This is a genomic window from Siphonobacter curvatus (assembly GCF_002943425.1).
GTDB classification, from domain to species: domain Bacteria; phylum Bacteroidota; class Bacteroidia; order Cytophagales; family Spirosomataceae; genus Siphonobacter; species Siphonobacter curvatus.
The window spans coordinates 3,391,862-3,418,071 of the sequence record NZ_PTRA01000001.1; the positions used below are offsets into that span (position 1 = coordinate 3,391,862).

The following is a 26,210-nucleotide window of genomic DNA, read 5'->3' on the forward strand; positions in this document are numbered from 1 at the left end:
CCAGCACCCAAAAATAAAACTTTCATAAACCGTTCGGGCGGCTTTGCCGTAAATTGATAGGTAGCCGTTTGCTTCTGCCTGCTTTTTCCGACTAAGTAGCCGGTATATTCTTTCAACTTTATCAAAGTACGTTATGAAATCATTTGTTCTACTCGGATGTCTGAGTATCATAAATTTCTCCCTGCTGGCTCAGAGCCAACCCGCTAGCCCCTCTTCGCGACCAGTGACGAAGGAAATGCAGGAAATTTACGACCGGGCGAACGCCAAGCCTACGACTTCGATCATTACAACTCCCATCAAGACAGAACCCGTTCGCTCCAAACCCGAGAAAGCCAGTTTTGATCCTACCGATGATTTCCGGGGTCGCAGTTACATCGGGATCAAAGCGGGAGGAAATTATACGACACTGCTCAACAACAATACCGATGCCCAACTGAATTTTGCACCGGGCTACCACGCGGGTATCGTATTCAATGCTGCTTTGGGAAATGTAGTTTCGTTCCAACCGGAAATTCTCTATAACCATAATGCCTTGAAGGAGAAACAATTCGGTGATACCTACACGTTTACGTCTTCCAGTATCGATATTCCCTTATTGTTCCGCTTTTCGTTCGGTAATCAGACGCAGTTTTTTGTCAATGCCGGGGTAATGGGAAGTTATGTACTGAAAAAAACTTCTGAACGGGCAGGAACGAAGTTCAAAAATGACTTATCTGATTGGGATTTCGCCGACCGTACCAATTTCTCGGGCGTAGCGGGCATTGGCGTAGCCCATAACCTGCCGAAGGGACAGATTTTTCTGGAAGCCCGTGGTCACTACCTGTTAGGCAATCTTTCGGAAGGTTTTTACAAGTCGGATGCCCCCCGCGACTTGCACGCAACCTTGTCTCTGGGTTATCTGATTCCTTTTTAATTAAATACAAAAACGGACCGCTTCACCAGCGGTCCGTTTTTGTAAGGAGTAGCGGAGTTTTATCCGATTTAGATTTCCAGTCGGTAAACCTTACCCGGTTTTATACCCACCAGATTTCCTTCCGTATCGTTGAAAATCCGTAAAGACTGTTCCATCCGCGGATAAATCCACTGCCCGTAAATACTGTAGTAGTACCGAACCCCATCGACGTTCATCCAGAGATTCCCTTTGGCATCCTGCACAAAATCGGAAACGGATCGTCCGGAATCGTAATCACTCACGGGGATCAACGTTAGTTTTTCCAGCGTTTGCCCGTTAAATTTCATCAGTACGCCATCCCATCGGCCATCTTTCACCACTAGCCAGAGTGTACGAGTATCATCTTCAAACACGCCAAACAAGGAATTCTTTATACCTTTTCGCGTATAGAGAAACTGCGACAAATCGTACTCAGCTACTGGTTGGGACAGATTCGTATGGCTGTAAATCTGTAATTGCTGATTATCGGATTTCAGGGAAAAATTTTGAGTAAAAAGCCGTTCACTCGTTTCTTCCACCAGGCGGCCTTTCTGCTGCTTTACATCCCAGATTACTAAACCTTTGGTCGTTTGAAACCAGTGTTCCTGAGCCGTAGCTTTCACCAATTCATTGAAACGGAACTTTACGTCAGCGGGAAAATTACCTTCTTTGACCCAGGTCCCTCCGGAGTATCGGTGTACGCCGTAGCCTAAGGCACCGTCTTTATCAACGGCCCATAGATTTCCCTCATCATCGGAGAACAACACCTCCAGAGGCTGGTTAGTGAGTTCAGGAAAACGGCCAAGGGCATACGTCACTGAGTCGGAAAGCATCAACGCATACGGACTGATAATCAGGGCACTGGCTGCGTTTGACGACAGGGTATCTACTTCCTTGAGCGGAATTGATTTACTCGCCAGCGTACGGGCTTTCGGTCCATTGAGTTTCGTCGGGCTGGGCGGATAATCCGTCGGTTCGAAGAGGGAGAGATCGCAACTGGTCAATAGCCCGAGCAATAGCAGGGCCCATAGAGAAGAAAGTTTCATAGCGAGTAGATGGAATCTGGGCAAAGGTACGCGGACTTTGCTTTCACCCAATAACAAAAGGACGAGTGGCTATACTCGTCCTTTCTGAAAATGAACGCTTAGTACGTTCCTATTCCGTTACAATCGCCCGGATTTTTTCGGCGTTCAACTCCGAAAAATGATTGATTACCTGATTGGCTTCGCTCAAATCCTGCAGGGCTGTATGCTCGCTGTTGTAGCCAATGCAGTAAATCCCTGCCGCCCGAGCCGCTTTCACGCCGTTGTTCGAGTCTTCGATGATGATACACTCCGATTTCGGAGCTTTAGATAAAGAAGCCGCATGCTCAAAAATCGCCGGATCGGGTTTCGATCGAACGAAATCTTCGCCACTCACCTTGTCCGAAAAGTACGGGTCCAGACCAAAACGTTTGAATACCCGGGCAATCGTCACCTTAGCCGCCGAGGAAGCGAGGATGAGCTGAAACCCGTGTTGGTGCAGGTCTTCAATCAGCGTCCGTACGCCGTCGAGCAAATCCAGATCTTCTTTTTCATCAAACGCATCGTTGAAAATAGCCCGCTTCCGCAGCACGAATGATTCGATATCTTCCCCCAGATTATAGGCTTCATTGAGTTTCTGGTAGACGTTGCGGGTAGAAAGACCCGTGAAGGTGGCGTATTCTTCGTCGGTAATGTGCAAGCCTAATTCGTCAAAATGCTTGAAAAAAGCGTAACGATGAACGGGTTCGGTGTCAACAATCACCCCGTCCATATCAAAAATAACGGTTCGTATCATGGGAAACTTGGTCTCACTGAAAAAGACGAAGGTACGGAAAAGGCCGGGTTTTGTTAGGAAAGTATCCATTCCAGGCGGTTTTTAAGGCGGGACCACTCCTTACTTAAAAAATGCATTCTTATCACTCTTCTTCGGAATCATCGGCTGCATACCCTGATTCGCCTGGATCGGCAAATCGGTTTCGATCAGGTCGGCTCCGGCTTTTAGAATCGTCTGATACACGTCTGTTTTCCCAGCTTTGTATTCTTTGTCGTATACTGGACCAGCGGCAACCATCGCCATCACCCCGCGTTGGTGTAACTCTTCAATCAGAGCCGGGTGTTCGGGTATGGTCTGGGAGCCGATGTACGCCATAACCTGCTTCCAGGGAATACCCGCGGCTTCGTATTCGTGCAGGGCCTTTTCCGTGTGGATAAAGGATTCGAACAGAATATCCGGGTTTCGCTGGTGGTAGTACTGAGCATCTTTGGCCGTATGGACCGTTACCATAACGAAGGCCTCGGCTTGGTGTTTACGAATGATTTCCAGCGTTTTGTCGAAAGGCACGTCCTTGTAATCCAGAATCAGTACCGTTTTACCGCGAGCCCATTCAATGGCGTCGTCTAACGTAGGAATGCGAAAATCCGTCAGCTTGCCTTCCGAATCTTTCAATCGAAATTGCTGCACTTCCTGCCAGGTATAATCCCGGAGTTTACCCGTTCCGTTGCTGGTACGGTTCAGCGTAGCATCGTGCAGGAGTACGATTACACTGTCTTTCGTCAGTCGTGGATCAATCTCGAAAGTAGCGTAGGTGTGTTCAAGCGTATGTTCAAACGTTTCCAGGCAGTTTTCCGGAAAACCGGGACGGGTTCCCCCCCGGTGAGCACTCAGAAAAGGCCGGTGTTGGGGCGTGTAATGCCAGAATTCCTGAGCTTTGGCTACCGTTGGAATAGCAAGTTTGTGCAATTTTTTCTGAGCGAAACCCGTAACACACAGGCCCACTAGTACGAGGCTAAGCAGCTGTTTCATCGAATAAAAAGGCAAATCCGCCCGGACTCGAAAGCCCGGGCGGAAGTTAAGAATTTGTTGAATAGTTACTGAAACGAATACCGCAGGCCAAGCTGAATCCGCCAGGGCGTACCGCCAATCGGACGCGTCCCCAGGTTCTGCACGGCGTAGCCATACTGACGGGTTGTCTGATTGAAAGCGTTAATATTCAGTAGGTTCGTATTACCACGGTTATAATTCCGGCCCCAGTCCCGATTGAGTACGTTCATGAAGTTAAAGACATCCGCCGAAAACTCCAGCTTCTGACCTTCGGCGAGTTTAAAGGCTTTGTTCAAGCGTAAATCTACCGTCGTGGCAAAGGGGTTAATCCCACCATTTCGCTCGGCCACTCTACCCAGATTGGATTTGATGTAGTCTTTCACACTTTGGTCTACCGAGGGGTTATTCAGCAGATCGCTCATGCCCTGGCGAACGTTTTCCGGCGTTGTCGGACTATTCGGATCGAAGACAAAGGCCAGATCATTCGTCAGTACAAAATCACCGTTCAGACTCGTACCGCCGCCCACCAGGAAGTTATAACGGGTACCGCCCACGCCAATCACCGTGGCCCCGAGCTGAAATCCTTTCCAGGAAGGCGTTGCTCCATTTACCACGATTTTGTTCCGGAAATGCGTATCGGCGTAGCCATAACTCAGGCTCCGGGGATCGTCTTTGACGGGCAAGAACGTCGAGGTATTCGCCACGCAGCAGCTATAGGACGAATTATCTTTCGTGGAATTGAGCGTATAACTCATGTTCACGTAACCGTCTTTTCCCAGTTTGATACCTGCGTCGGCCACCAGGGTAAACTGATCGGAAATACCCGTCGAGATCAATTCCAGTACCCGCCCGACTTCGGTCGTTTTTCGGGAATTCTGCCAGTCCGTAATTCCCTTGGCCGTAATGGTTTCGGCGGGAACGAAAACGCCCCGATTATCTTCATTGGTGATTCTGAATTCCGGGTTATCCTTCAGGTTACGATCCACGTACACGTAGTTATGAATCGTTTTTGCCCAGATGGCGTTGAGTCCAACCCGAATGCGTTCGCCGATGAAGTGATTGAAGTTCACGTTACCCTTGAACGTGGTCGGTACCTGGAAGCTTGGGTTAACGGCGTTGATGGTAGACACGTACTTTCCACCCGCCGGAATGCCCGGCACGGTCGAAACATCCTGACGGTACTTACTAAATTCCGGTACGGGTACCTGATCCCCCGTCACGTCCACGGAACCAACCATCAGTCCACTGTTCTGAATATTGTTGACCTGAGCGTAGTAGTGCGGCTGGGCGGAGAATAGCCCGCCTCCGATTTTCAGGACATTCTGACGTTTACCCCCAATATCCCAAGTAGCCTGAAAACGGGGTTGAATGTTATTCCAGTCCTCGGGTTTCACGTCCGTGCGAATCCCCAGTGTGCGTTTCACGGTCTCGTTGAGTTGTCCACCCGTCAGAAACGCCGTTGCATCGTAGCGTACGCCCAGAGCCAGGTTCAGGTCCGGATGCGGGTAGAAATCAGCTTGTCCAAAAACGGAAATATCCAGTACACTCTGATTCACGATGGGTTGTCCCTGCAAAGGCACTTCGCGGGCGTAGCGATACGGCCGCAGAGCTTCCAGATCATCGATGCTGTTGAAGAAGAATCGACCATTTTGTTCACTCGACAGGTACGTTTCCATGGTGGTAATCATGTTGTCCGTACCAAAGGTGAAGTTGAATTTGTCCGTATTCCCGTAGGCCGTATTGCTCAGGTGTACCTGGTGCATCCGGTTAAATTCGGGGGAATACCGCTGTCCGCCGAACTGTACCGTTTTCGTCTGCGTAGCGTTGGGATTGGATTCCGTGGGGAAAGGCGAGGTAACGTTGACAATCGCCCGGGGAATGTTCTGGAACGGTAGATAACCCTGCGGCGTAACGGGTTTGTAGGAATACAGGTACTGCACCTTGAATTCGTTCGTCAGTCGAGGCTTCAGCGTGGAACGCAACGCCGCCATGGCCGTTACCGATACGTCTTTCAGGTTCGCGTAGGATTCCAGCAAGTTGATGTTCGAGTTGTCACCATCGTTTAGCGGAGCTACGTAGTGGGTCATGTTGCCGCGTAGCGTCAGTTTGTGCTTGGTATTGAGCTGCCAGTCGAGGCGTGCAAAAGCGGTATTGGCCGTTGACTTCTTGGGAAACTGGCCGAATTGCTGCCCCGTAACGCCGTACTTTTCCTGAGCTACCTTCACCAGCCGTTCCAGATTGGTTTTCGTGATGCCGTACCGCAGCTCATCCGCGGACGAATTGATGTCGGCAATGATGAGCGGCTCGCTGGCATCCTGACGGTCGTAGGCTACGAAAAAGTGAAGTTTATCCTTAATGATGGGGCCACCCAAGCTGAAACCTGACTGGAAGTTAGTGAAGTTCTGCTTGCGATCCGCTCCCTGAATGGTGTACTGACTCGACAACGTGTTGTTACGGAAGTACAGGAAAGCCGAACCTTCCAGTTTGTTGGTTCCGTTTTTGGTGACAGCACTCACGGCCCCACCCGACTGACGACCCTGCGTAACATCGTAATCGTTGGTGATGACTTTGTATTCGCGAATGGCTTCCAGCGAAATGGCGTAAGGGCCAGCGGAAACTTGCCCATTGGTCCAGCTATTGCGGGCATTCATCCCGTCGATGGTCACGTTAGTACCCGTCGAACGCTGGCCGCCGAAGCTGAAATTATCGCCGCCCTGCAGGGGAGACAGGTTGTTGAGTCGTGTAAAACTCCGGCCTTCATTGGGTAAGTTTTTGATCTGAGCCGCTGTAATCGACGTAGCCGCTCCTGCCTGCCGTACTTCCTTGGTGTAGCCGCGTTCGGAAACTACGATTTCTTTCAATTCCGTATTAGACGATTGTAGACTAATGTTTACGTTCAGGTTATCGCCATAATTGAGTGAGTACCCCGTTTCTTTCACCGTTTGCAGACCAATGAAGGTTACCGTGACAGTGTAGGGCTTGCCCAGTGGCAACTGCCGAAGGGCGTACTCCCCTTTTGCGTTGGTCAGCGTACCCGTGGTAAAACCGGTCGCTTCGTTTCGAACGGTTACGGCGGCCCCGGGCAGGGCCTCGCCTTTTTCATCTTTCACAACGCCGGAAATGGAAGCGTCCGTAGCTTGAGCGGCCAGATGGAAATGAATACTAGTGCCGAGAAAGAAAAGTAAGCACAAAAAACGTCCGGTCCAGCCTTGGCCAGGCTGGTGTTTTTTCAACCAGAGTAAAGTCATAGTGAGCGTAATAGATTGATTGGTTCGTATAGGCCGGGCAAATGTATAGAGGGGTAAACCGGATCAAGATGTCGCTTTTGCGATGTTTATATAATCTTTACATGAACCGGATTTTTCCGCAAAATCCTTAACATTTGCCTAACTAATGCTTCACATGGGCCGCTGGACTTTCATTGTTCTACTTCTTTTTATACTAACTGGCTGTCATTCTACCCCCCAGCACCCGGAACGGGCGGGTATTGCCCTATCCTTCGACGATCGCTTTTTCAGTGACTGGATGGCCTTACGCCCCTTACTGAATCAATACCAAGCTAAGGTAACGTTCTACGTAAATTGTCCGGATTCGCTGACGAATGAAGAAGTGAGCATTCTGAAAACGCTTCAGCAGGAAGGGCACGAAATTGGCTTTCACGGTACCATTCACGGCATCTCTACGGAAATGATACAGAATCTGGGAGTAGAGGGTTATCTGGCTACGGAAATTCGGCCCGGGCTTTCGTACCTGCAACAAGCGGGCTTCCACCCTACTTCGTACGCTCATCCCGGCGGTAATCATAATGCCCGCGTCGATTCCGTATTGGAGGCTTCCGGTTTTCGAATCCTACGGGACGTTGCCCTAGCGGAACGCTCCTATAAAGGCTTCCGGCTCTATCATCTTTCCCCCCAATGGCTGCCTCAGATTTACTACGATTTTGTACCGCAACGCAGCGTGGATGCCCTGCTGTTCGATACGAGTGCAAATTTGAGTGTAGCAGAACTTCGGTCGGCCCTGGTTCGGGCCAAAATGCGGGGAAAAGCCGTGTTGCTCTTCGGTCATCAACCCTTTTTCTCAGTCCCCAAGCCTGAGCAATACGGTTTTGATGTACAGGTACTTCGGCAAATGCTGCAAACAGCCGATTCGCTGAACCTGAAATTTTATCGCATGTCGGACTTACCAGTGATCCAGTAAAGGGAGGATTTTTCAGCGTTCACAAGAGCCGCTATTCTGCTTCTAAAGAATAGCATTACTAGGTTTGATTCATCTTCGGAATTTTGTCTCGTTCTGCACCCAGTACGCTATACGATCTAAGTAGTACGACCCTCTATAATAGAAGAATAGTGAACTGATTCTAAGGGAGTAGGCAGGCGTTAAGCTGCATTACTTACTTCGCTTAGGAAACGGAGCTTTCCTACGAAAGCCTTAGCTGTATTCCGAAACGATAGAATGAACCCCTAACGTCCGTATCGCTTGTCTTTGAAAACGAGCAGCGGTTTTTCCAGATACTCGTACGAGAGGTAAGAAACCAGAATGGACAAGCCGAATACAGCAGGGTACAAAATCAGGTTGTAGGCCGTAGTAGACAGACCCGGAGCGTATGTATTCAGGACATTAATCAGGAATACCGAAACGGCAACGTGGTAGAGATACAGCCCGTAGGAAATCTTGCCAATGTAACTAACGACCGGGTTTTCCAGCGAAATAATACTGTTGGGATTCGTCGCCACATTCAGTACGAAAAAGCAGAAAAAGAAAGCATACACCTCCATGAAAGCCGGGATGTGTACCCCCGACAAAAAGCAGATCAGGAAGAGTACGTATACCGTAATCTGCACATTTTTCCGGTAGAGAACGGACAGGAATCGCGTTCGGTTGGTATACACCAGATAAGCTCCCCCCCCACCCAGGGCCATGATGAGTAAGCGGAACTGACCAATGAACGTCAGTACAGAATCTTTCTTCTGGGCTTCGGTTCCATCCAGCAGGTATACGCCCAAAGCGAGTAATCCGACGGTCGCCAGCATGAAGATGCTTACAATCAAAAAGGTCCGCTTGGGGTATTTGATAATCCAGGGCCAGAGGTAATAAAACTGCTCTTCCACCCCAATCGACCAGGCCTGAGCGGCCCAGTAGGGAATGTTATACAGGACGAACGCGTAGTTGGGCAGTACCAAAGCCAGTAGCGTGATTCGTTCCGCGACGTGCCGGGACGCTAGTTCGCTGGCTCCGGGAAAATACATCAAGGGGACATGCGGAAAGACAAACAGGGCCAGGCCGACGATCAGAAAGTAAATGGGCCAGATCCGAAATACCCGTCGTAGATAAAATTTGGGAGCAGAAATGTCGCCAAAATTACCTTTTTCCTGCAACAGCAGATACGTGATGAGAAAGCCACTGAGCACGAAAAAAAGACCTACGCCCAAACGGCCCGCGTGTTTGACAACCGTCAAATGGTAAATATTGGGCAGGTCAAACGCTTCTTTCGCCTGTTCGAGGTGATGGATCAATACGGACACCGCCGCAATACATCGTACGCCGTTCAGATTGGGGAAATTACGTTTCTGACTCATGCCAACAACTAAAGAAAGGTCTCGCTTATAGGGAATGTACGGGAGGTACTATTGAGCGGTGCGGTACTTTTTTTTTTCGGAGCGAGGAAAAGCTACGTTAATGAAATAGCCCGTTAATACCACAACGCCCACCTGAATCACGTAATCAATCGTACGGGCCTGAAGGCCGAAAATATCGGCAGGAGTCGCGTAGTTAGGCATGCCCATCCGCCACCAGTACGAGGGGTGAATCACCGACAATACGTTAAAGATGAACAGGAGAATGACCTGTCGAAGGTTAGTCCAGTCCATCACTTCAAACACCAGCGGCAACAAAAACAGGAACAGATAATTACTGTACGCACTTTGCTGGGCAATCATCATCAGACCATACATGGCGACCCAGAGGTGGGCTAGCATCACATTGATCGGCTGATTACGCATCCGCCAAGCCGTCAGACAACCCACACTAATGGTGGCTACTAGTCCAAGCCAGTTCCAGACTTTGGCCCCGGTCCCAATCGAATTGAACGTCCAGGGATTGATGACCGAAAGCAAGTTGGGAGCCCGTAATACATTCGCTTCGTCGAGCGGCTGCAAAAATTCCAGTTTTACCAGATGATACAAAAGGGCTACCGACAGGGCTCCAATCAGCGAGAGGGGAATCAGAAAACGGATTTTTTCTTTTTCAATGAGAAAGAGCGGGAACAGAGCCAGTCCAAAAATGGCCTTGGTGGTTAGTACACCCAGAGCCATGACGAGGCTGTAACCAATGACACCCCAGCGTTTGCGAACCAAAAAGGCCAGTACAACAAATAGCCACATCCAGATGTCTTCCTGGGCTCCGACCACGCACAAAACGAGTGAGCCGGGTAGCAACAGATATAGAAGGGCCTTGAAGAGTAAATCTTCCTTACTGTAGCGGTCTTTGTAAAAGAAATAGGTCAGTACCAGAGCAACACCGTCCATCAGGGCCATGGTCAGGACAATCATGCGGGGATTGTACCAGATTTTCAGCCAGATACCTAAGAAATAGGCATACAAAGGAGAATACGGGGACCAAAAATCGCGGTACACCATCTGGCCCATCGAAGCTTTACTGCCTTCGTCCCAGAAGCCGTTCACATCGGAAGTAGGCTCCTGATTAGCCCATAAATAAATCACCAGAAAGGGAAACACCCGGAGTAGCAACCAACTCACGCCGAGTACACCAGCGACAGGTTTCGTTTTCAGACCCGCCGTAATGGGAGACCTGAAGTATAGCACAATACCCACCAGCAGAATACAGCCCAGGCTAATAATCAGTTTGGCCAAAACAACACTCATGCTGGCGTCAAATGTTTAGGAGTAACAATTTTAGTGGCCGTTCGGGAAACCAGCCAGAAAAAACAGGCTACGTTGAGTACCTGTAGCAGCCAGTCGAACAGATATACGGGATTGGTCAGCATACAAAACCGGGTATAATCCGGTTGCTTAATGTATACGTTTACAAAGGGCTGTACTACGGTGAGCCAGCTCAGTACTAACAAGATTATTAGGTGTTTGTTATTCCGCAGGTCAACAATATCGAAAACTACGGCCAGCAGATACGCAATCAGGTACGCTCCGGGAGCACTCGCCTGAAAGATCATCATGCAAGCAAACGTGGCGATAAACAAGGCGGGCAGGGTGTGCGTCAGCGGATTGACGCGACCCCGATACGCCAGGTACGAAACCAGCAGCATGGTGGTGATTAGTCCCAGCCAGTTCACTAAGGTAGAGTTGCTTGTATCAATATGCACAAAAAGCTCGATGATCGGCCGGGTAATGGAAAACAGGTTCGGCGTCATCAACTGCTCGGTATGCTGGATGGGCATGAGGAATAAGTCGCCGATTCGCCAGTAGAGAAAAGCCAGAGCGGGTAATCCAATGGCGGCCATGACCAACAGCATTTTGATGGGACGGCGTACGCTAATGAGTAGCGGGGGCAGAAAAAAGACGAAAGTCGCTTTAGTGGTCAGCAGAGCGATGGCGAAAATAACGCCCAGTCCTACTTCGTAATCCTCTGGATTTTTTTTGACGTGCCGCCACATGAGCAGAGCTAAACCCCAAAACCAGACTTCTTCCTGACCATCAATGAGGATGTACATAAACGACGCCGGTAACATCCAGTAAATCAGGCTGGCCTGTAAGGCATTCGTCTTTTCGGGCTTGTAGGTTCGGTACGTACTCCACAAAATGAGCGTTTCCATCAAAACCATCAGCAGAACAATGGCTCGGGAATTATGCCAGAGCCAGAGCGGCAGACTGATGATGTAGGCAAACAAGGGAGCGTGATACGACCAGAAATCCCGGTACACAAATCCTCCGGCCTTTGCTCCTTCAGCTTTGTAAAAAAAGAAGGGGACGTCTCCACGAGGGACCTCGTTGAGCACGAGAAAAATCATGACCCAGGGTATCAAACGTAAGATGAGAAAACCCAGACTAAAGGCAAGGGTGTCGTTTTTTTGCTGCCATTGCTGAATGAGGGTTGCTTTCTTTACTGACCAGATGATTCCAGCAGTTAATCCTACGTTCAAAAGCAGCTTAATGTAAAAAACGGTAAGAATTGACATTTATAGGGTAGTTCATTCGGTGGGCTGAAGGTTCAAATCGCGGGATGATACCGTTCTGCTGGTTAAATCCTATAAGAGAAAAAAACGGGTTGTTTCAACACAGATACGTACGTTTTTTCTTCCGACCTGCAAAAGTATTTAATGTAATCGATTCGACCAACGCCTTCGGAAGATTAAGCGTTTCCCTATGGATAAATACTATCTTTTCTGAAAAATACTTAACCCTTTTGGTATTAAAAAAGGACCGAAGCGAGCTTCGATCCTTTGTGTTGCTTCCAGCCTACCCTTGGCTAACGACCCAGAGCCGTAGGTTTGATCTCTTTCATAACCATGGATTTCAGTCCATGGCCAAGCTACTGTCCACCCAAAGCCTTCCACAAAGCCACGGCGTATACCAACCGTTGTCCCTGTAACTGAGCCAGTTGTCGTTCAGCATCCAGCGACGTACGTTGAGCATCGAGTACGTCAAGGTACGTCGTCAGACCTTTTCCATACACTTCCCGCACGAGTTGCTCGGTTTTACGAGCCGTTTCAATGACGCTTTGCTGATTGCCAATCTGGGTTTCCAGATCGCGGATGTTATCCAAAGCTACTTCGGCTTCGCGTTGGGCCGTCACCACCCGCTGATCCACGGATGTACGGGCCGTTTGTATCTGCTGCTGGGCTAAATTGATGTTTTCCCGGTTTCGCCGACCTTCATAAATCGGAAAACTAGCCGTAGCTCCAACTGTGTAGGTATAGCTGGAGGGCAGCACCAGATCGCCAATCTTCCCACTGATCAAACCACCCGAACCACCCACGCTGACCCGAGGTTTAAGCGCTTTTCGGGCAATGTCCGCATTAATATCTGCTGCCGATACCTGTACATTCGACTGCTGAATGTCGGGACGGTTCTGTAGTAGATCCACTGTAATGTTGGCGTACGTTGGCGTTGGGTACTGGGGTAACGTAGCCGGCGGCAGGGTGAAAGTTCCCGCATCCTGACCCGTCAGAATGGCCAGTCCGTTTGTTAGCTCGTGCCGACTTCGTTGCAGAGCCGTACGCTGGGTTTGCAGGTTACCAATCTCGGTTTCGGCCCGACGGACGTCGATTTCACTGGTCAGGCCAATCCGGAATCGTTCGCGAACCACCGCCAGTACGGAATCCCGGGCTGACAAGGTCCGCTCAAAAACCGTTTGTTCGGCGTCGTTGGAACGTACCAAAGCGTAAAGACGGGCAATTTCGGCGGCTACTGCCAAACGGGCAATCCGAACATCGGCCTCACTCAGTTGCGTCTGCACTTCGGATAGCCGCACGGTTTGCCGGATTCGTCCGAATAAATCCAGTTCAAAACTGGCATCAATGGGAATCTGAAACGTCGTCAGTTGTACCCGTACCGCCCGCACGTTGGTGAACTGAACGGGCCGGTTGGGCGAAAGACTTTGCGTCTGAATGCCCGGATTGCCCCGGACTACGGGTCGTAGGTACGACTCGGCCACCCGTACGCGTACGCGAGCTTCCTCAACGCGACTCAGGGCATTTCGTATATCAGGATTGAAATTGAGTCCGGCTTCAATGAGTTTTTCCAGTTCCGGATCGGCAAAGGGTCGACTGGTGGGCGTCTGTGCCGTAACCATACTGGTCACCAGCAAAAGCAACCCACTGATTTTCAATAAACAATTCATACGTTCGGTAAAAACTTTGGGAAGTTGAGGCAGTTTTCAGTTTGCGGTTTTCAGTTGACAGGTGAGTATCCTACTGAAAACAGAAAACCGCAAACTAAAAACTTATTTTACGCGTACCATGCCTCCTTCTTTGAGGCCGTCGGATGGGTTGGCTACCAGGCGTTCGTTACCCTGTAGTCCATCCAGTACTTCCAGACTCGTACCAAAATCGCGGCCAATCGTGATGGGCTGAAAATGCACCTGACCGTTGGAAGAAACAATGACTACCCGGGAGCCTTCGGGCGTAACCAGCAGCGTGTTGGCTGGAATCCGTACGGGGGGATTGATCGCCCGAACGTCCAGCGTTACCTGACCGTACAAACCAGCAACTAATTCACCAGAGCGATTGGGAATGGCTACTTCCGTCAGCAACGTACGCGAGGCCGAACGAAGCGTACCCGAGGTACGCACCACTTTCCCCGTGAAGCTTTTACCCAGTTCGGGAACCTTCACCGTAGCGGGTAATCCGATTTTTACGAGCTGATAATAGGTCTGCGGTACGTCGATGTATACTCGCAGGGTATCCAGTTGAGATACCGTAAATAGGGGAATATTGCCTGTATTAATCAACGCTCCTACGTCCGCATTCCGGGCCGTTATAATCCCATTGAAAGGAGCCCGTACCTGTTGCAGACTCTTCAAGGCTTCGAGCCGACGCAACGCCGCCCGGCCTACTTCGTATCCTGCCTGACGCGTATCTACATCCTGTTGCGAAACGGCTCCGGGAAGCGTCACGCTTTTCACCCGATCCAGATTCACCTGAGCCAGTTTCATATCCGCCTGTGCTTTTAGAATATCCTGATCCAATTCAGGAGCTTCAATCGTGGCCAGCAAGCTGCCCCGATTTACTTTCGATCCAATATCGACCAGACGTTGCCGCAAAAAACCCTGCGTACGAGCGTATACCTGCGTTTCGCGGTACGGCATGATTTGTCCAGGCAAGGTCAGTCCCGTCGTATCGGTGGTACGTTTTGCAATGACGACGTTCACCAGCGGCAGACGATTTTTGGCAGCGTCGCTTTCGGCGTGCAGTTCCTGTTGATTTCTGATTCGGGGTAATACGCCTACGAAGAAGAATAAAGCCAATAATCCCACCGGAATCAGCCATATCCAGAGATTTCTCTTCATGATCTATATACTAGTTTTCTGTTTACAGTTTTCTGTTTTCAATGGGTAGATTTCATGATTTACCGTTTCTGTTTAAAAAATTTGTTGCTCTCGCAGGTAACAGAGAACGGTAAACTGAAAACTGCCCACTCATCAAACTTCCATCTCAGCCAGTTCCTTCTCTTCGGCCATTTCGGCTTCGGTGCGGTTTTTCGCCAGATAGCTAAATACGACGGGTACGAAAAGCAGCGTCGTAAAGGTGGCCAGTAACAACCCGCCAATCACGGCCCGTCCCAGCGGAGCGTTCTGCTCACCGCCCTCGCCCAGTCCTAAAGACATCGGCAACATCCCGATAATCATCGCTAGGGCCGTCATCAAAATCGGACGTAAACGCGTACGGCCCGCTTCCAGAGCTGACTCATATGGACTCATGTGCAGATCAAACACCTGCTCCTGAGCGAAGCTTACCAGCAGAATGGAGTTGGCCGTAGCTACCCCCACACTCATGATCGCCCCCATCAACGAAGGAATACTGAAGGTGGTCTGGCTCAAAAACAGCAGCCATACTACCCCGCACATCGCTCCGGGAAGAGCCGTAATAATGATGAAGGGATATAAAAAAGACTGGAAGTTGACCACCATCAGCATGTACACCAGAATGGCCGCGAATAATAAACCAATACCCAACCGCGTAAAGGCTGAATTCATACTTTCCACCTGACCGCGTACTTCAATTTTATTTCCCGGCTTGAGTTGTTGCTGGTATTCCTTGATGATCTCGGAAAGCTTTCCGGAAACACTTCCCAGATCCGTCCGTTCTACCGAGGCGTACACATCAAACATGGGTTGCGTATTCATCCGGTTCACCACCATCGGCGTTACACGGCGTTCAACCTTAGCGACGTTGGCCAGGGACTGGGGCGTTAGTTCACCAGTTTGCGTCACCAAAGGCGTTTGCAGGAGTTTATCCAGCGTATTGAGTTTGTAGGGCGGCGTCTGTACGGCCACCAGATACGGGAAGCCCGTAACCGGGTCCGGCCAGAAGTTCGGGTTTACCTGCGTGGTACCACTCATGGAAATCATCATGTTGTTGGCCACTTTGGTTTCATTGAGCCCCAGCTGATTTGCCCGTTCGCGGTCAATGTTCACGAATAATTCAGGCGAATTCATGACCTGGTGCAGGTGAACGTCCACCGTTCCGGGAATCTGAGCCACTTTGTTACGAATTTCCTGGGCAATGCGTAAGTTGTTTTTCCGGTCAAAACCCGTCACCTGAATATCAATGGGGGACGTCAGACCAAAGTTCAAAATCTGCGTTACGATATCCGCCGGCTGAAAGAAGAAGGTCACCTGCGGCAGAGCCTCGGCCAGCTTGGCCCGAATTTCCCGCATGTATTCTTCCGTCGGACGACTTTTCTCTTTTTTAAGAGCCACCAGCAATTCCGCATCGGCGGAGCCCAGCGATGAGTTATCCTGGAATACAAAGTTGTACCCTTCACTCGTCAGACCGATGTTGGCAATAACCGTTTCAATTTCATTGGCCGGAATGATCTGCCGGATGACTGCCTCAGCCTGACCCGCCGTACGTTCCGTAGCTTCCAATCGGGAACCCGCCGGGGCCCGCATGTGCAGCCTGAACTGGCCGGCATCGACGCTGGGGAAAAAGTCACGTCCCACGAAAGGCACCATCACCGCCGTAATCATCACGACAATCAGGAATACCCCCAGTACCGTTTTTCGGTGACCCAGATTCCACTGTAGTACCCGCAGATAGCGTCCTTGAAAACGGTCAAAGCCCCGGTTGAAGCTTTGATAAATACGAGCAAAGGGATTAGGTTTTTTGGCCTGACCATTCAAATGTCCCTCCTGATGATGCGGCTCGGATTTGAGCAACAAGTCAGCCAGCGTAGGCACTAGGGTACGCGAAAGGATATACGAAGCAATCATGGCGAATACTACCGCCAAAGCCAGCGGACCGAACAAAAAGCGGGCCGGACCTTCCAAAAAGAGTACCGATACGAACACGATACAGATCGTCAGCGTAGCCACCAGCGTCGGCGTGGCAATCTGGTGTGCCCCCACCATAATCGCCCTTCGCAGGGGCAGACCTAACTCTTCATTTCGGTGAATGTTCTCAATCGTTACCGTCGCGTCATCCACCAGAATACCAATGGCCAGAGCCAAACCGCCTAGCGTGTTGATATTGAGCGTTTCGCCCATCAGATACAGAACAGCTAGCGAACTCAGAATCGAGAGTGGAATGGAAATAGCAACAATGAGCGTACTCCGCCAGCTACCCAGGAAGAGCAGAATCATGGCGGCCGTCAGCAAGGCCGCAATCAGACCTTCCACGACTACTCCGTGAATCGAGGCTCGTACGAACACGGATTGGTCAAAAAGTTCAGTAATCTTCAGCGACGCCGGAGCGGCTCCGCGAACCGCCGGAAGTACTTCATTGCGGATTTTATCGACGACTTCGGTCGTTGAGGCATTCCCGGTTTTTACAATATTGAGCAATACCCCCCGTCGGCCGTCCTGTTTGACTACATTGGTTTGTACAATCGAACCATCGTGGACGTTAGCCACATCGCGTAAGTGCAGGACCACGCCGCCGGGTAGCGTTTTCACCGGAATATCATTCAACGCAATGATGGCGTCGGGCTTGGTGTTCAGGCGTACGTTATATTCTCTCTCCTCCAGCCGCAGCTGACCACTCGGCAGGGTCAGGTTTTGAGCGGATACGGCATTGACTACATCTTCGGGTGATACGCCGCGAGCGGTAAGGAGTTCAGGGTCAAGATCCACCATCACCTGACGGGCTTTCCCCCCGAACGGTTGCGACAGACGGCTCCCCTGTACGGTCGAAATCATGGGCCGTATCCGGGTCGTAATGTAGTCGGTGATTTGGGATTCCGTCAGACTGTCCGAGGATATACTCAGCTGCAGAATGGGAACGTCCGTAGCGTTGTACCGCACAATAATCGGCGGTTGTGTTCCGGGCGGCATCCGTACCCGAATCGTCTGCGAAATGGCCGTAATGGAAGCCAGGGCCTCCTCAATTTTCACCGTGGGCTGAAAGAAGATTTTCAGTACGGCCACCCCATTGTAGGTCTGGGATTCCACCCGCTGGATGTCGGAGGCGTTATTGATGACCGACGTTTCGGAAAAGTTGGTAATCATCTTTTCCATTTCGTCCGTCGAAAGTCCCCGGTACGACCAGATTACGGAAATAACCGGAATGTTGATACGGGGAAAAATGTCGGTGGGCATCTGACGAATGGATACCACACCCATAATCAGGATCAGCAGAGCCAGCACCGCAATGGTATACTTCCGCTGTAAAGCTAATCGAACAATCCACATAACAAGAGGGGGTAGTGTCTAACACTCAATCAATTAAAGCTCTTTGTAAGTGCGTCTTACAGTCGATCACTGGAGACCATACACGCCAGGGGCAAGCAATGGAGAATCGTTCTGTTGGTTTATTTTCCGCATTTCCCGGATTAATCTAAATTACAGAACTAATCTAGCTCCCTACTCCTCTGGGCTAATTTCGCCAGTACCGGTAAAGTTCTGAAAGATCAGAGGCAGATTTTAAAAATATTTGGCAAAGGGTGGCGAATGCCATTCGGATTTTGCACAAATCTGGATGAGAACAAAACTATTCATAGCAACTGGGAAGAAATGACGTATGTATTAAATAAGTACAAATCTCAGAAAAGGGCTGGCGGAATACTTTGACCTAAATCAAACAATTAAAATTAAAGCTTATTTTAATGTAACGATCGCTAAAATCGACTTACTGTTCAATTCTAAAGACATTTTGGGACGATCTTCCGCTAGTACCCTTTGCTACGGCAAAGGTCCTTCTTGCTAGTGGGTGACTTCATATCCATACGAAAGATTTTTGTATGAAAACGAAAGATACGTTGCTTACCAAGCTTCTGAAGGTCGATTGGAAGGGATAAATCATCGTTTAAAGGCTATACAGGCGATCTTTTGCTGCCGGGCCCTCCCAGGCCTATCCGTCGAAAGCACGGTTTAGACTTTAACCAACGTAGCTCCCAAGCCACAAAAGTTTATTGCCGAAACGCTTGTAGCCTGAAATGGTACAGATATTTTTGCCTCTGAGCTGCACCTAAGCAGTGTTTCAGATCCTTAAGAAACCATTTTCAACCATGAAATTTAAATCCCTTTTGGTAGCCGGCCTGCTGGCTTCGGCTTTTCAGGTTTCGGCACAGTTTACTCAAGCTCCCCTGCCCTACGCCTTCGACGCTTTAGAACCTAGCATCGACAAGCAAACGATGGAAATTCACTACGGCAAACACCACAAAGCGTACGTTGATAATCTAAACAAAGCCGTAGAAGGCAAACCCGAAGCTTCACAGACCATTTTTCAGGTAGTGAAGAAAATTGATAAAAACACAGCTCCGGCCATTCGGAACAACGCCGGTGGTCACTGGAACCACACCTTTTTCTGGAATACAATTGGCCCCAAACGCGGTGGCAAACCTTCCGGTGAATTAGCAGAAGCGATTAATAAATCATTTGGCACCTACGATAAATTCGTTGAGGAGTTCAATAAAGCGGCTACTACTCGGTTTGGTTCAGGCTGGGCTTGGCTGATCGTAACGCCGGATAAAAAACTGGCCGTTGTCTCAACGCCTAACCAAGACAACCCCTTGATGGCCCTGGCTGAAACGCCCGGTACACCGGTAATTGGTCTGGACGTATGGGAGCACGCCTACTACCTCAAATATCAGAACAAACGTCCCGATTATATCAAAGCGTACTGGGACGTGGTAAACTGGGAAGCAGCAGCTAAAAATTACGCTGACGCGGTGAAATAAGCTCTTTCAAGTCACTAAAAAGGATGGTTTCGTCAGTACGGAGCCATCCTTTTTTGTTGAATTTGCCTGCTCAACCTCGCTTTGGTACGGTAATCAGGACCTGCTTCCGATGGTGGAAAGCTTTTTTCGGGTGACCGCAGAAATGCTTCCCTTTGTAAGGTCATTCTCGTAAAAGCCCTATTCCTATGTTTAATCTCATTTCCATCCTTCTCGGCATCGTAGCCTTTGTCATTGCTTTGGCAGGACTCATTCCATTCATTGGTATTGTCAATTGGGTCGCCCTTCCCGTTGCGTTTATCGGCTTGGGCTTTGGAGCCTTTTCGGAAAGTAAAACGGGTCGTAATCTTAACATCTTCGTACTCATTGTAGCCATCCTCCGGCTCATGCTGGGTGGAGGCATCCTGTAAGGCAATATAAAAAAGACCTCCCATCGCTGGGAGGTCTTCTGCAAACAGGTACACTACGCAATAAACACTAAATCGCTGGTTTTAAGCCCACGGCTTTTTGCTGGGCTTTGGCTGGATCGTAATCGACAAATAAATTAAGCCAGGTACGACGAGCCAGGCGGAAAAACCAGGGCATCAACAGAATCAAAGTCGGAATCAGAAAGACCAGGAAATAATCGAGGTTCAATTTCAGTACGTACGTATAGACTACAAAAGCCGTCATACACCAGCCTACGTACAGAGCGTAGCTCACGTACAAAGCTCCCCAGTAAAAACCGGGCTCGGGTACTAACGTTTCGTTACAATGCGGGCAATGGTGGTGAATTTCGTCAAAATGACGCTGGAAGGAAGTCTTGGTTTTGAAGAAATCTCCCTGGTGGCATTTCGGACATTTATTAAAAGCGATGCTGTATAATTTCGAATTAAGTGCCATGATCGTGAAGGTTCAGAAGAAAATCCCTTTCTGATTCCTGATACAAAGATACATTCTTCCTTCTTCTTACGTAAGGTATGAATACGGACAAGAATGGTACAAATCAACGATTTTGCGATTCTCGGAAATCCAGTGGCGTTTGCCCCGTATGCGTTCGGAAGAAGCGAACGAAGTACGAAGGATCTTCAAAATGCAACAGATAGCCAATTTCCTTGATGGACAAAGCCGTATGCGTCAGTAAGCGTTTGGCTTCAATGATAATTCGTTCGTAAAGCAACTGGCTGGCCGTTTTGCCCAGTAGTGTTTTACAGATATTATTGAGGTGGTTCGGACTGATGTGTAATTGTTCAGCATACGTTTTCACTTCCCGAATGTCCAGAAACTGTTCTTCCAGTAATTCTTCGTACTGCCGGATGCGGTCGTAGTAGTGGGTCGATTCCCCTGGCCACTGGTTTTGATACACCCGGTTCGCCTTTTCCAGGATAATGTGTAAGTACGAGAGAAACACCTCCGATCGGTTGACTTCCGCCGCCGTATATTCCTGATACATCAGCTCGTACAGGGATACAAACGTTTCGTCCGCCACTTCCAGTAAGGGTCGATGCTGGTGGGAGTGATAAAAAGGATACGCAAAGAGGCGATTGGGGAAACGGCTACGAAAGTAGTTCGGCTCGAAAAAAAGATTATAGCCTTTAATGTCCGGTGAAAGCTCCCAGCTGTGTACCTGACCCGGCGTTAGAAAATACAATTGGTGAGGTCCCACCTCGTACGTACGAAAGTCGATGGTATGCGTTCCCTTCCCCTCCTTGATCCACATCAGCAGATAAAACGTGTGGGAATGTGATTTGTCAATGCCCTTGAATTCACGTACCAGTTTTTCGAGCGGGGTCATGAAAAAGGGTACGTCGGGTTCATGCCGCTGGAAGGCTTGAATATTATAGGTAGGAAATTCGGTGCTCATACATTTCAGTTCAAGCCTAGGGGTTTTAAGTAAACGGTTGATGCCTGGACAATGTTCGGGAGAAAATCAACGAAGGCAAGGTTATTCGATGATTTTAGCGATAAGCCAGTCTTAAGAATGGTACTGCCCGGTAGCGATTCATTTTCATTCACTAAACGCAAAATCGCAGCACCTAAGCCTAAACTTGCTTACTTTTGTACCACACTTTTATCCCTAGTACACCATGGAAAGTCTTCAGAATGACGCTCTTTTGGACGAAATCCCATCGCTGGACCTAGCTGATTTTACCTCGGGTGATGCCGAGCGAAAAGCCAAGTTCGTAGCCGATCTGGGCCGGGCGTTTAACAATATCGGTTTCGTTGCGATTAAAAACCACGGTCTTACGGCTGAGCTGCAGGACCAACTATACGCAGCAGTAAAGGAATTCTTCTTTAAAGCTGACGACTACAAAAGAAAATACGAAGTGCCGGGTATTGCCGGGCAGCGGGGTTACGTGGGTAAGGGGAAAGAAACCGCCAAAGGTTTCAAAGTAGCCGATCTGAAAGAATTTTACCACGTCGGCCAGCCCCATCCGACGACGGACGACGGTGATTCGGTCTGGGCAGATTATCCCAAAAATGTATTTCCAGAAGACCTACCGGCTTTTGAACAGTATACCGTAAAAACGTATCAGACGTTTGAACAAACGGGAAAAACGCTGCTACGGGCCATTGCTCTGTATCTGGAACTACCCGAGGATTACTTCGAGGACAAAGTGAAGCATGGCAACAGCATTTTACGGGCTTTGCATTACTTCCCCCTCGACCCCAATGTAGTGGAACCCGGAGCGGTACGGGCCGCGGCTCACGGTGATATTAACCTGATTACGCTGCTGATGGGAGCCAGTGCCGAAGGACTCGAGGTACTACGTCGGGACGGAGCATGGATTGGTATTACGGCCCTGCCCGACCAGATCATCGTTAATGTGGGCGACATGCTCGACCGCCTCACCAATCACAAACTGAAGTCGACGATTCACCGGGTGGTTAATCCTTCGCGGGAAAAAATGAACACATCCCGGTTCTCGATTCCCTTCTTTATGCACCCTCGCTCGGAGATGAATTTGACTTCACTGGAGAGCTGTATTGATACGCAACATCCTAAACTCTATACGGACATGACCGCCGGAGAGTTTCTGGACGAACGCCTGCTGGAGTTAGGCCTTAAAAAGTAGTACGTTTCAGGGGCAGTACTTGCATCACTGCCCCTGACTTGAGCTTTCACTCATAGGCTTGGGTTGAAATGCATTCCTTTAAATTTGCCAGTACATTTTGCCTCATCAAAGAACCCGATTTTTTAATCGATTACGCTACTAGCTCCTTCGACTTTTGAGTATCTCCTCTTCTAGTTCAGCTTACACTTCTTGCTGTGAAGAGCAATCCCAACGTATAGGAACAAGATCGGATTTATGGAGGATTCTATTACGATGCTTCCCAGCACTTCAAATTGAGCTTGGGCTATATTTACCAGATTCGGCAACGAAATTCAGGGAAAGCAACATGCGGTATGAGATCTTGGCACTCGGTAGTCTGGGACTATTAAAAAAAGCACAAGCTCAAACCGCAGAATAGTTGACCAGGTTTCTGTACTTTAAGCAGTAAAACGCGGAAATCGATCAGCCTTTAGGTTATTTACAAAATCAGGCCTGCTAGTGAAAACGATTAGTTGAGCGTGCTAAGAATGGCTACAACAGCAGAAAGAATAATCAGCCAATGAACAATTATACCAATCGTCAGCTTTTTGGTAAGAATAAAAAGAAATCCAAAAAAGAGGCCCATGCTGAAGAACCAGCTAAACTGAGGAATAGCTTTAAGACCATGTTGGAAAACAAAGGGTATACTGGCTAGTATAATCGATAACCATTTGTTAATTCTATAACCCATTAAACTATTTATCGCAAAGCCACGGTAAACCATTTCTTCCGAAAGACCCGCGAAAAGTCCCATCAGAATAAAAATAATCCTCTGTCTTAAATTAGTGGGCGTCAGGTTAGCAAAATCAGAGAGCCTAGAAGGATCTATTGGACCTGATTGTAAACTAATTTCTATTGTGATTAGTAGGAGTAATGAGCATAGTAGATACCCCCCTATCATCTTTTTTGAATGGTTTACATCCAATCTATAACCTATAGCTTCAAGTGTATAACCCTCAGATGACAGGATATAAGTAATAATTTTGATCTGAATGATATACCAAATCGTAATTAGTATCCAGAAAACCGAAAAGAAATCCCAACCAGTAAAGGAAAATAGATCTCGTTGTAAAAGTATTAATGATAGTAAATAAGAAATAATAGGAAACCCAATTAATACCAGGAGAGTCTTCCAAACGGGCAATCTCACTGCTTTATTTACGTTATTCATTGTTATTTTGTCTTTGGTTTTCCAAATGACAAAACTAGTAAGAACCGATCTGCTAGAAATTACCAGAGGGTAACTAGTTAACTTTTTCAGACCGAATACGACTCAAGCTTTGTGGAGTAATGCCTAAGTAAGAAGCCATATATTTTAAGGGAATTCGATCAACCTCTCGATGTTGTTGACTAGCTTCTAAATATCTCTCTTTAGCTTTTTTAGACAATAAATCGACTTGCTGTCTTACTTTTTCTATATACGATTTCTCAAGCGATTTCAATGTAACAACATATCCGTAGGCGTTAGGCTTAAATACTTCCTGAAAACGCTGATAAGGTATTCTGAACACGGTGCCAGCTTGAAAAAGTCGAATTTCAGTATCGGTTGTTGATTGGAGAACGAAAGATGGATAATCCATGATGAAATCATTCTCAAAATAGAGATCGGTGCAGATATAGTTATTTTTTCGCCAAATCAATACCCCACCCGCTCCACTGAGCAACAGGCTAAAATATTTTTCTTGTGTGCCAGCGTGCTTTAGAATGGTCTCGCCAGGAAAATGATCAACCGTACCTAATTTTGAAAAGTTTTCCCAAATTTCCAGATCCAGCTCGATAATTGGATCAAATGCCTTTTTTAAGCGAATAGCAATCATTGTTCGTAGAGGTGTTTTACATCGTTGGATTTGAACCAGTCCGCTACCGGGCAGTCGGGGCTATCTCTGGACTGGTTAGAATGCACATAATGGCTTAATTAAATAGGGGATAATGTCTTAATTTTAATTATTTTCTTAGAAGTTAACTATGCCAATAAAGCAGGTCTTAACTTTCTAACATGCGACTTTTTGGCTTTTTCTGCCTTGGCATCCCAATCAGATGCTTTGACCAAAATAGGTAAATGAAGATTTGCGATCGACTGTAATGCGAAATGCCAAAGGGAATGTTCCAGCCCGATTGGTTTCTTCCGTAACACGCTTTTCAGCGAGTAGGCCATAAAAGTATTAACTTTGTAGGTGAATTTTTTTTTATCAAGTGTGGTTAATCCGTACCTACTACGCCTTTCCCTTTGAGATAACGATCGTCATAGGTACAAGAAATCGTGGTTTTGTCCGATTCAATAATTTTGTTAACTTACTGATAATCAGACAACAGCAATACAGATCAGATCACACCACATTAAACCAACAATCGCAGGGCTTTGAACCCTGGCCGGATTCATTATGAGCAAACACGGACGTATTCTGGTCGCCATGAGTGGCGGCATTGATTCTTCACTGGCAGCGGTCCTGCTGCACGAACAAGGTTACGAAGTCATTGGTATGACGATGAAAACCTGGGACTACGCCAGTTCCGGGGGCACAAAAAAAGAAACGGGCTGTTGTAGCCTCGATAGCATCAACGATGCCCGTAACGTAGCTGTACAGCTGGGCTTCCCGCACTATATCCTTGACATTCGGAATGAATTTGGAGATTACGTAATCGACCATTTCACGGGTGAATACCTGGAAGGGCGTACGCCTAACCCCTGCGTTTTGTGCAACACACACATCAAGTGGGACGCTTTGTTACGGCGGGCTGATAAGCTCGACTGCGAGTTTATTGCCACGGGTCACTACGCGAACCTGCGGGAAGGAAACGGCGGTCCGTCGCACGGTCGCCATATCGTATCGAAGGGTTTGGATACCTGGAAAGATCAGAGTTATGTACTCTGGGGGGTATCGCAGGACAGTCTGGCCCGTACCAAACTTCCTTTGGGTAATTTCCGTAAAAGTGAAATTCGAGAAATGGCCAAAGAACGCGGCTTTTTTGAGTTAGCCAGCAAGGCGGAAAGCTACGAGATCTGCTTTGTACCGGATAATGATTACCGCGGTTTCCTAAAACGCCGTATTCCTACCCTGGAAGCAGAAGTAGCCGGCGGTAACTTTGTCGATCAGGAAGGGAAAGTACTGGGCACGCACGAAGGCTATCCGTTCTACACCATTGGCCAACGCAAAGGCTTGGGTATTGCTCTGGGTTATCCCGCTTTCGTTACTGAAATTCGGAAAGACAGCAATGAAGTTGTACTGGGCCGTGACCGCGACCTGGAACGGACCGGCATGATGGTCAGTCAGCTCAATATGCAGAAATACGCCGAACTGACGCAACCCCTGGAAACGATCACGAAGATTCGTTACAAACACGAGGGAACACCGGCCATCATTACGCAAACCGGTGGGCAAATGGAAGTACGCTTCCACGAACCCGTAACCGGCGTAGCTCCGGGTCAGGCAGCCGTTTTCTACGAAGGCGACGACGTGGTAGGCGGTGGCTGGATTACTAAAGCCCTACGGTAGGTTTTAGTACCTACACAGATAAAAGAACCACGGAATTTGCAGTCAACACATCGTTTGATCG

20 protein-coding genes are annotated in these 26,210 nt (G+C 48.6%); 6 read left to right on the forward strand and 14 right to left on the reverse strand.

The window, feature by feature from the left end:
* The first annotated feature begins 133 nt into the window (after positions 1 to 133).
* A complete protein-coding gene (locus C5O19_RS14045) occupies positions 134 to 913 on the forward strand; it encodes a porin family protein (RefSeq protein WP_104713218.1) in 780 nt (259 codons plus the stop codon).
* A 68-nt stretch (positions 914 to 981) separates the two neighbouring features.
* Here the strand turns inward: C5O19_RS14045 and C5O19_RS14050 are convergent, their stop codons facing one another.
* The 4 genes from C5O19_RS14050 to C5O19_RS14065 all read right to left on the reverse strand — a co-directional run bounded on the left by C5O19_RS14050 (position 982) and on the right by C5O19_RS14065 (position 7,023).
* Complete coding sequence (locus C5O19_RS14050) at positions 982 to 1,977, reverse strand: hypothetical protein (RefSeq protein WP_133163366.1); 996 nt, start codon at positions 1,975 to 1,977, stop codon at positions 982 to 984.
* Positions 1,978 to 2,086: 109 nt separating this feature from the next.
* Positions 2,087 to 2,818, reverse strand: a complete 732-nt coding sequence (locus C5O19_RS14055; protein ID WP_243406383.1) for an HAD family hydrolase — start codon at positions 2,816 to 2,818, stop codon at positions 2,087 to 2,089.
* A gap of 30 nt (positions 2,819 to 2,848) precedes the next feature.
* Complete coding sequence (locus C5O19_RS14060; protein WP_104713222.1) at positions 2,849 to 3,757, reverse strand: glycerophosphodiester phosphodiesterase family protein; 909 nt, start codon at positions 3,755 to 3,757, stop codon at positions 2,849 to 2,851.
* A 65-nt stretch (positions 3,758 to 3,822) separates the two neighbouring features.
* Complete coding sequence (locus tag C5O19_RS14065; protein WP_104713225.1) at positions 3,823 to 7,023, reverse strand: TonB-dependent receptor; 3,201 nt, start codon at positions 7,021 to 7,023, stop codon at positions 3,823 to 3,825.
* 154 nt (positions 7,024 to 7,177) lie between these two features.
* Here C5O19_RS14065 and C5O19_RS14070 point away from each other — a divergent pair, with 154 nt between their 5' ends.
* The gene (locus tag C5O19_RS14070; protein ID WP_165796022.1) at positions 7,178 to 7,972 is read left to right on the forward strand and encodes a polysaccharide deacetylase family protein; all 795 of its coding nucleotides are present in this window, start codon (positions 7,178 to 7,180) and stop codon (positions 7,970 to 7,972) included.
* 263 nt (positions 7,973 to 8,235) lie between these two features.
* Here the strand turns inward: C5O19_RS14070 and C5O19_RS14075 are convergent, their stop codons facing one another.
* The 6 genes from C5O19_RS14075 to C5O19_RS14100 all read right to left on the reverse strand — a co-directional run bounded on the left by C5O19_RS14075 (position 8,236) and on the right by C5O19_RS14100 (position 18,097).
* A complete protein-coding gene (locus C5O19_RS14075) occupies positions 8,236 to 9,351 on the reverse strand; it encodes an acyltransferase family protein (RefSeq protein WP_104713231.1) in 1,116 nt (371 codons plus the stop codon).
* Between the two features lie 48 nt (positions 9,352 to 9,399).
* Positions 9,400 to 10,656, reverse strand: a complete 1,257-nt coding sequence (locus C5O19_RS14080; protein WP_104713233.1) for a hypothetical protein — start codon at positions 10,654 to 10,656, stop codon at positions 9,400 to 9,402.
* Positions 10,653 to 11,924 (reverse strand): glycosyltransferase family protein, encoded by a 1,272-nt coding sequence (locus C5O19_RS14085; protein WP_104713235.1) that lies wholly within the window; start codon positions 11,922 to 11,924, stop codon positions 10,653 to 10,655. The genes C5O19_RS14080 and C5O19_RS14085 overlap by 4 nt, the downstream gene beginning before the upstream one ends.
* Before the next feature lie 353 nt (positions 11,925 to 12,277).
* The gene (locus C5O19_RS14090) at positions 12,278 to 13,588 is read right to left on the reverse strand and encodes an efflux transporter outer membrane subunit (protein WP_104713237.1); all 1,311 of its coding nucleotides are present in this window, start codon (positions 13,586 to 13,588) and stop codon (positions 12,278 to 12,280) included.
* Positions 13,589 to 13,690: 102 nt separating this feature from the next.
* Positions 13,691 to 14,755 (reverse strand): efflux RND transporter periplasmic adaptor subunit, encoded by a 1,065-nt coding sequence (locus C5O19_RS14095; RefSeq protein WP_104713239.1) that lies wholly within the window; start codon positions 14,753 to 14,755, stop codon positions 13,691 to 13,693.
* Between the two features lie 132 nt (positions 14,756 to 14,887).
* On the reverse strand, positions 14,888 to 18,097 hold the full coding sequence (locus C5O19_RS14100) for an efflux RND transporter permease subunit (protein WP_104713241.1): 3,210 nt from the start codon (positions 18,095 to 18,097) through the stop codon (positions 14,888 to 14,890).
* Between the two features lie 815 nt (positions 18,098 to 18,912).
* On the opposite strand from C5O19_RS14100, the gene C5O19_RS14105 reads away from it, so the two are divergent.
* A complete protein-coding gene (locus C5O19_RS14105) occupies positions 18,913 to 19,584 on the forward strand; it encodes a superoxide dismutase (RefSeq protein ID WP_104713244.1) in 672 nt (223 codons plus the stop codon).
* A 185-nt stretch (positions 19,585 to 19,769) separates the two neighbouring features.
* Entirely contained in the window at positions 19,770 to 19,991 is a 222-nt protein-coding gene (locus C5O19_RS14110; protein ID WP_094813548.1) for a hypothetical protein, read from the forward strand.
* A gap of 67 nt (positions 19,992 to 20,058) precedes the next feature.
* Here the strand turns inward: C5O19_RS14110 and C5O19_RS14115 are convergent, their stop codons facing one another.
* On the reverse strand, positions 20,059 to 20,463 hold the full coding sequence (locus C5O19_RS14115) for a DUF983 domain-containing protein (protein WP_104713246.1): 405 nt from the start codon (positions 20,461 to 20,463) through the stop codon (positions 20,059 to 20,061).
* A 103-nt stretch (positions 20,464 to 20,566) separates the two neighbouring features.
* Complete coding sequence (locus tag C5O19_RS14120) at positions 20,567 to 21,424, reverse strand: helix-turn-helix domain-containing protein (protein ID WP_104713248.1); 858 nt, start codon at positions 21,422 to 21,424, stop codon at positions 20,567 to 20,569.
* 223 nt (positions 21,425 to 21,647) lie between these two features.
* On the opposite strand from C5O19_RS14120, the gene C5O19_RS14125 reads away from it, so the two are divergent.
* On the forward strand, positions 21,648 to 22,637 hold the full coding sequence (locus C5O19_RS14125) for an isopenicillin N synthase family dioxygenase (RefSeq protein ID WP_104713250.1): 990 nt from the start codon (positions 21,648 to 21,650) through the stop codon (positions 22,635 to 22,637).
* A 487-nt stretch (positions 22,638 to 23,124) separates the two neighbouring features.
* Here C5O19_RS14125 and C5O19_RS14130 read toward each other — a convergent pair whose 3' ends face one another.
* Together C5O19_RS14130 and C5O19_RS14135 are read right to left on the reverse strand one after the other, a co-directional pair.
* Complete coding sequence (locus C5O19_RS14130) at positions 23,125 to 23,826, reverse strand: CPBP family intramembrane glutamic endopeptidase (RefSeq protein WP_104713252.1); 702 nt, start codon at positions 23,824 to 23,826, stop codon at positions 23,125 to 23,127.
* Positions 23,827 to 23,899: 73 nt separating this feature from the next.
* Positions 23,900 to 24,472 carry a Crp/Fnr family transcriptional regulator gene (locus C5O19_RS14135; RefSeq protein ID WP_104713254.1) on the reverse strand — a complete coding sequence of 191 codons (573 nt, stop codon included), beginning with the start codon at positions 24,470 to 24,472 and terminating at the stop codon, positions 23,900 to 23,902.
* Between the two features lie 564 nt (positions 24,473 to 25,036).
* On the opposite strand from C5O19_RS14135, the gene mnmA reads away from it, so the two are divergent.
* Positions 25,037 to 26,149 (forward strand): tRNA 2-thiouridine(34) synthase MnmA, encoded by a 1,113-nt coding sequence (mnmA, locus tag C5O19_RS14145; protein WP_104713258.1) that lies wholly within the window; start codon positions 25,037 to 25,039, stop codon positions 26,147 to 26,149.
* Positions 26,150 to 26,210 lie beyond the last annotated feature (61 nt).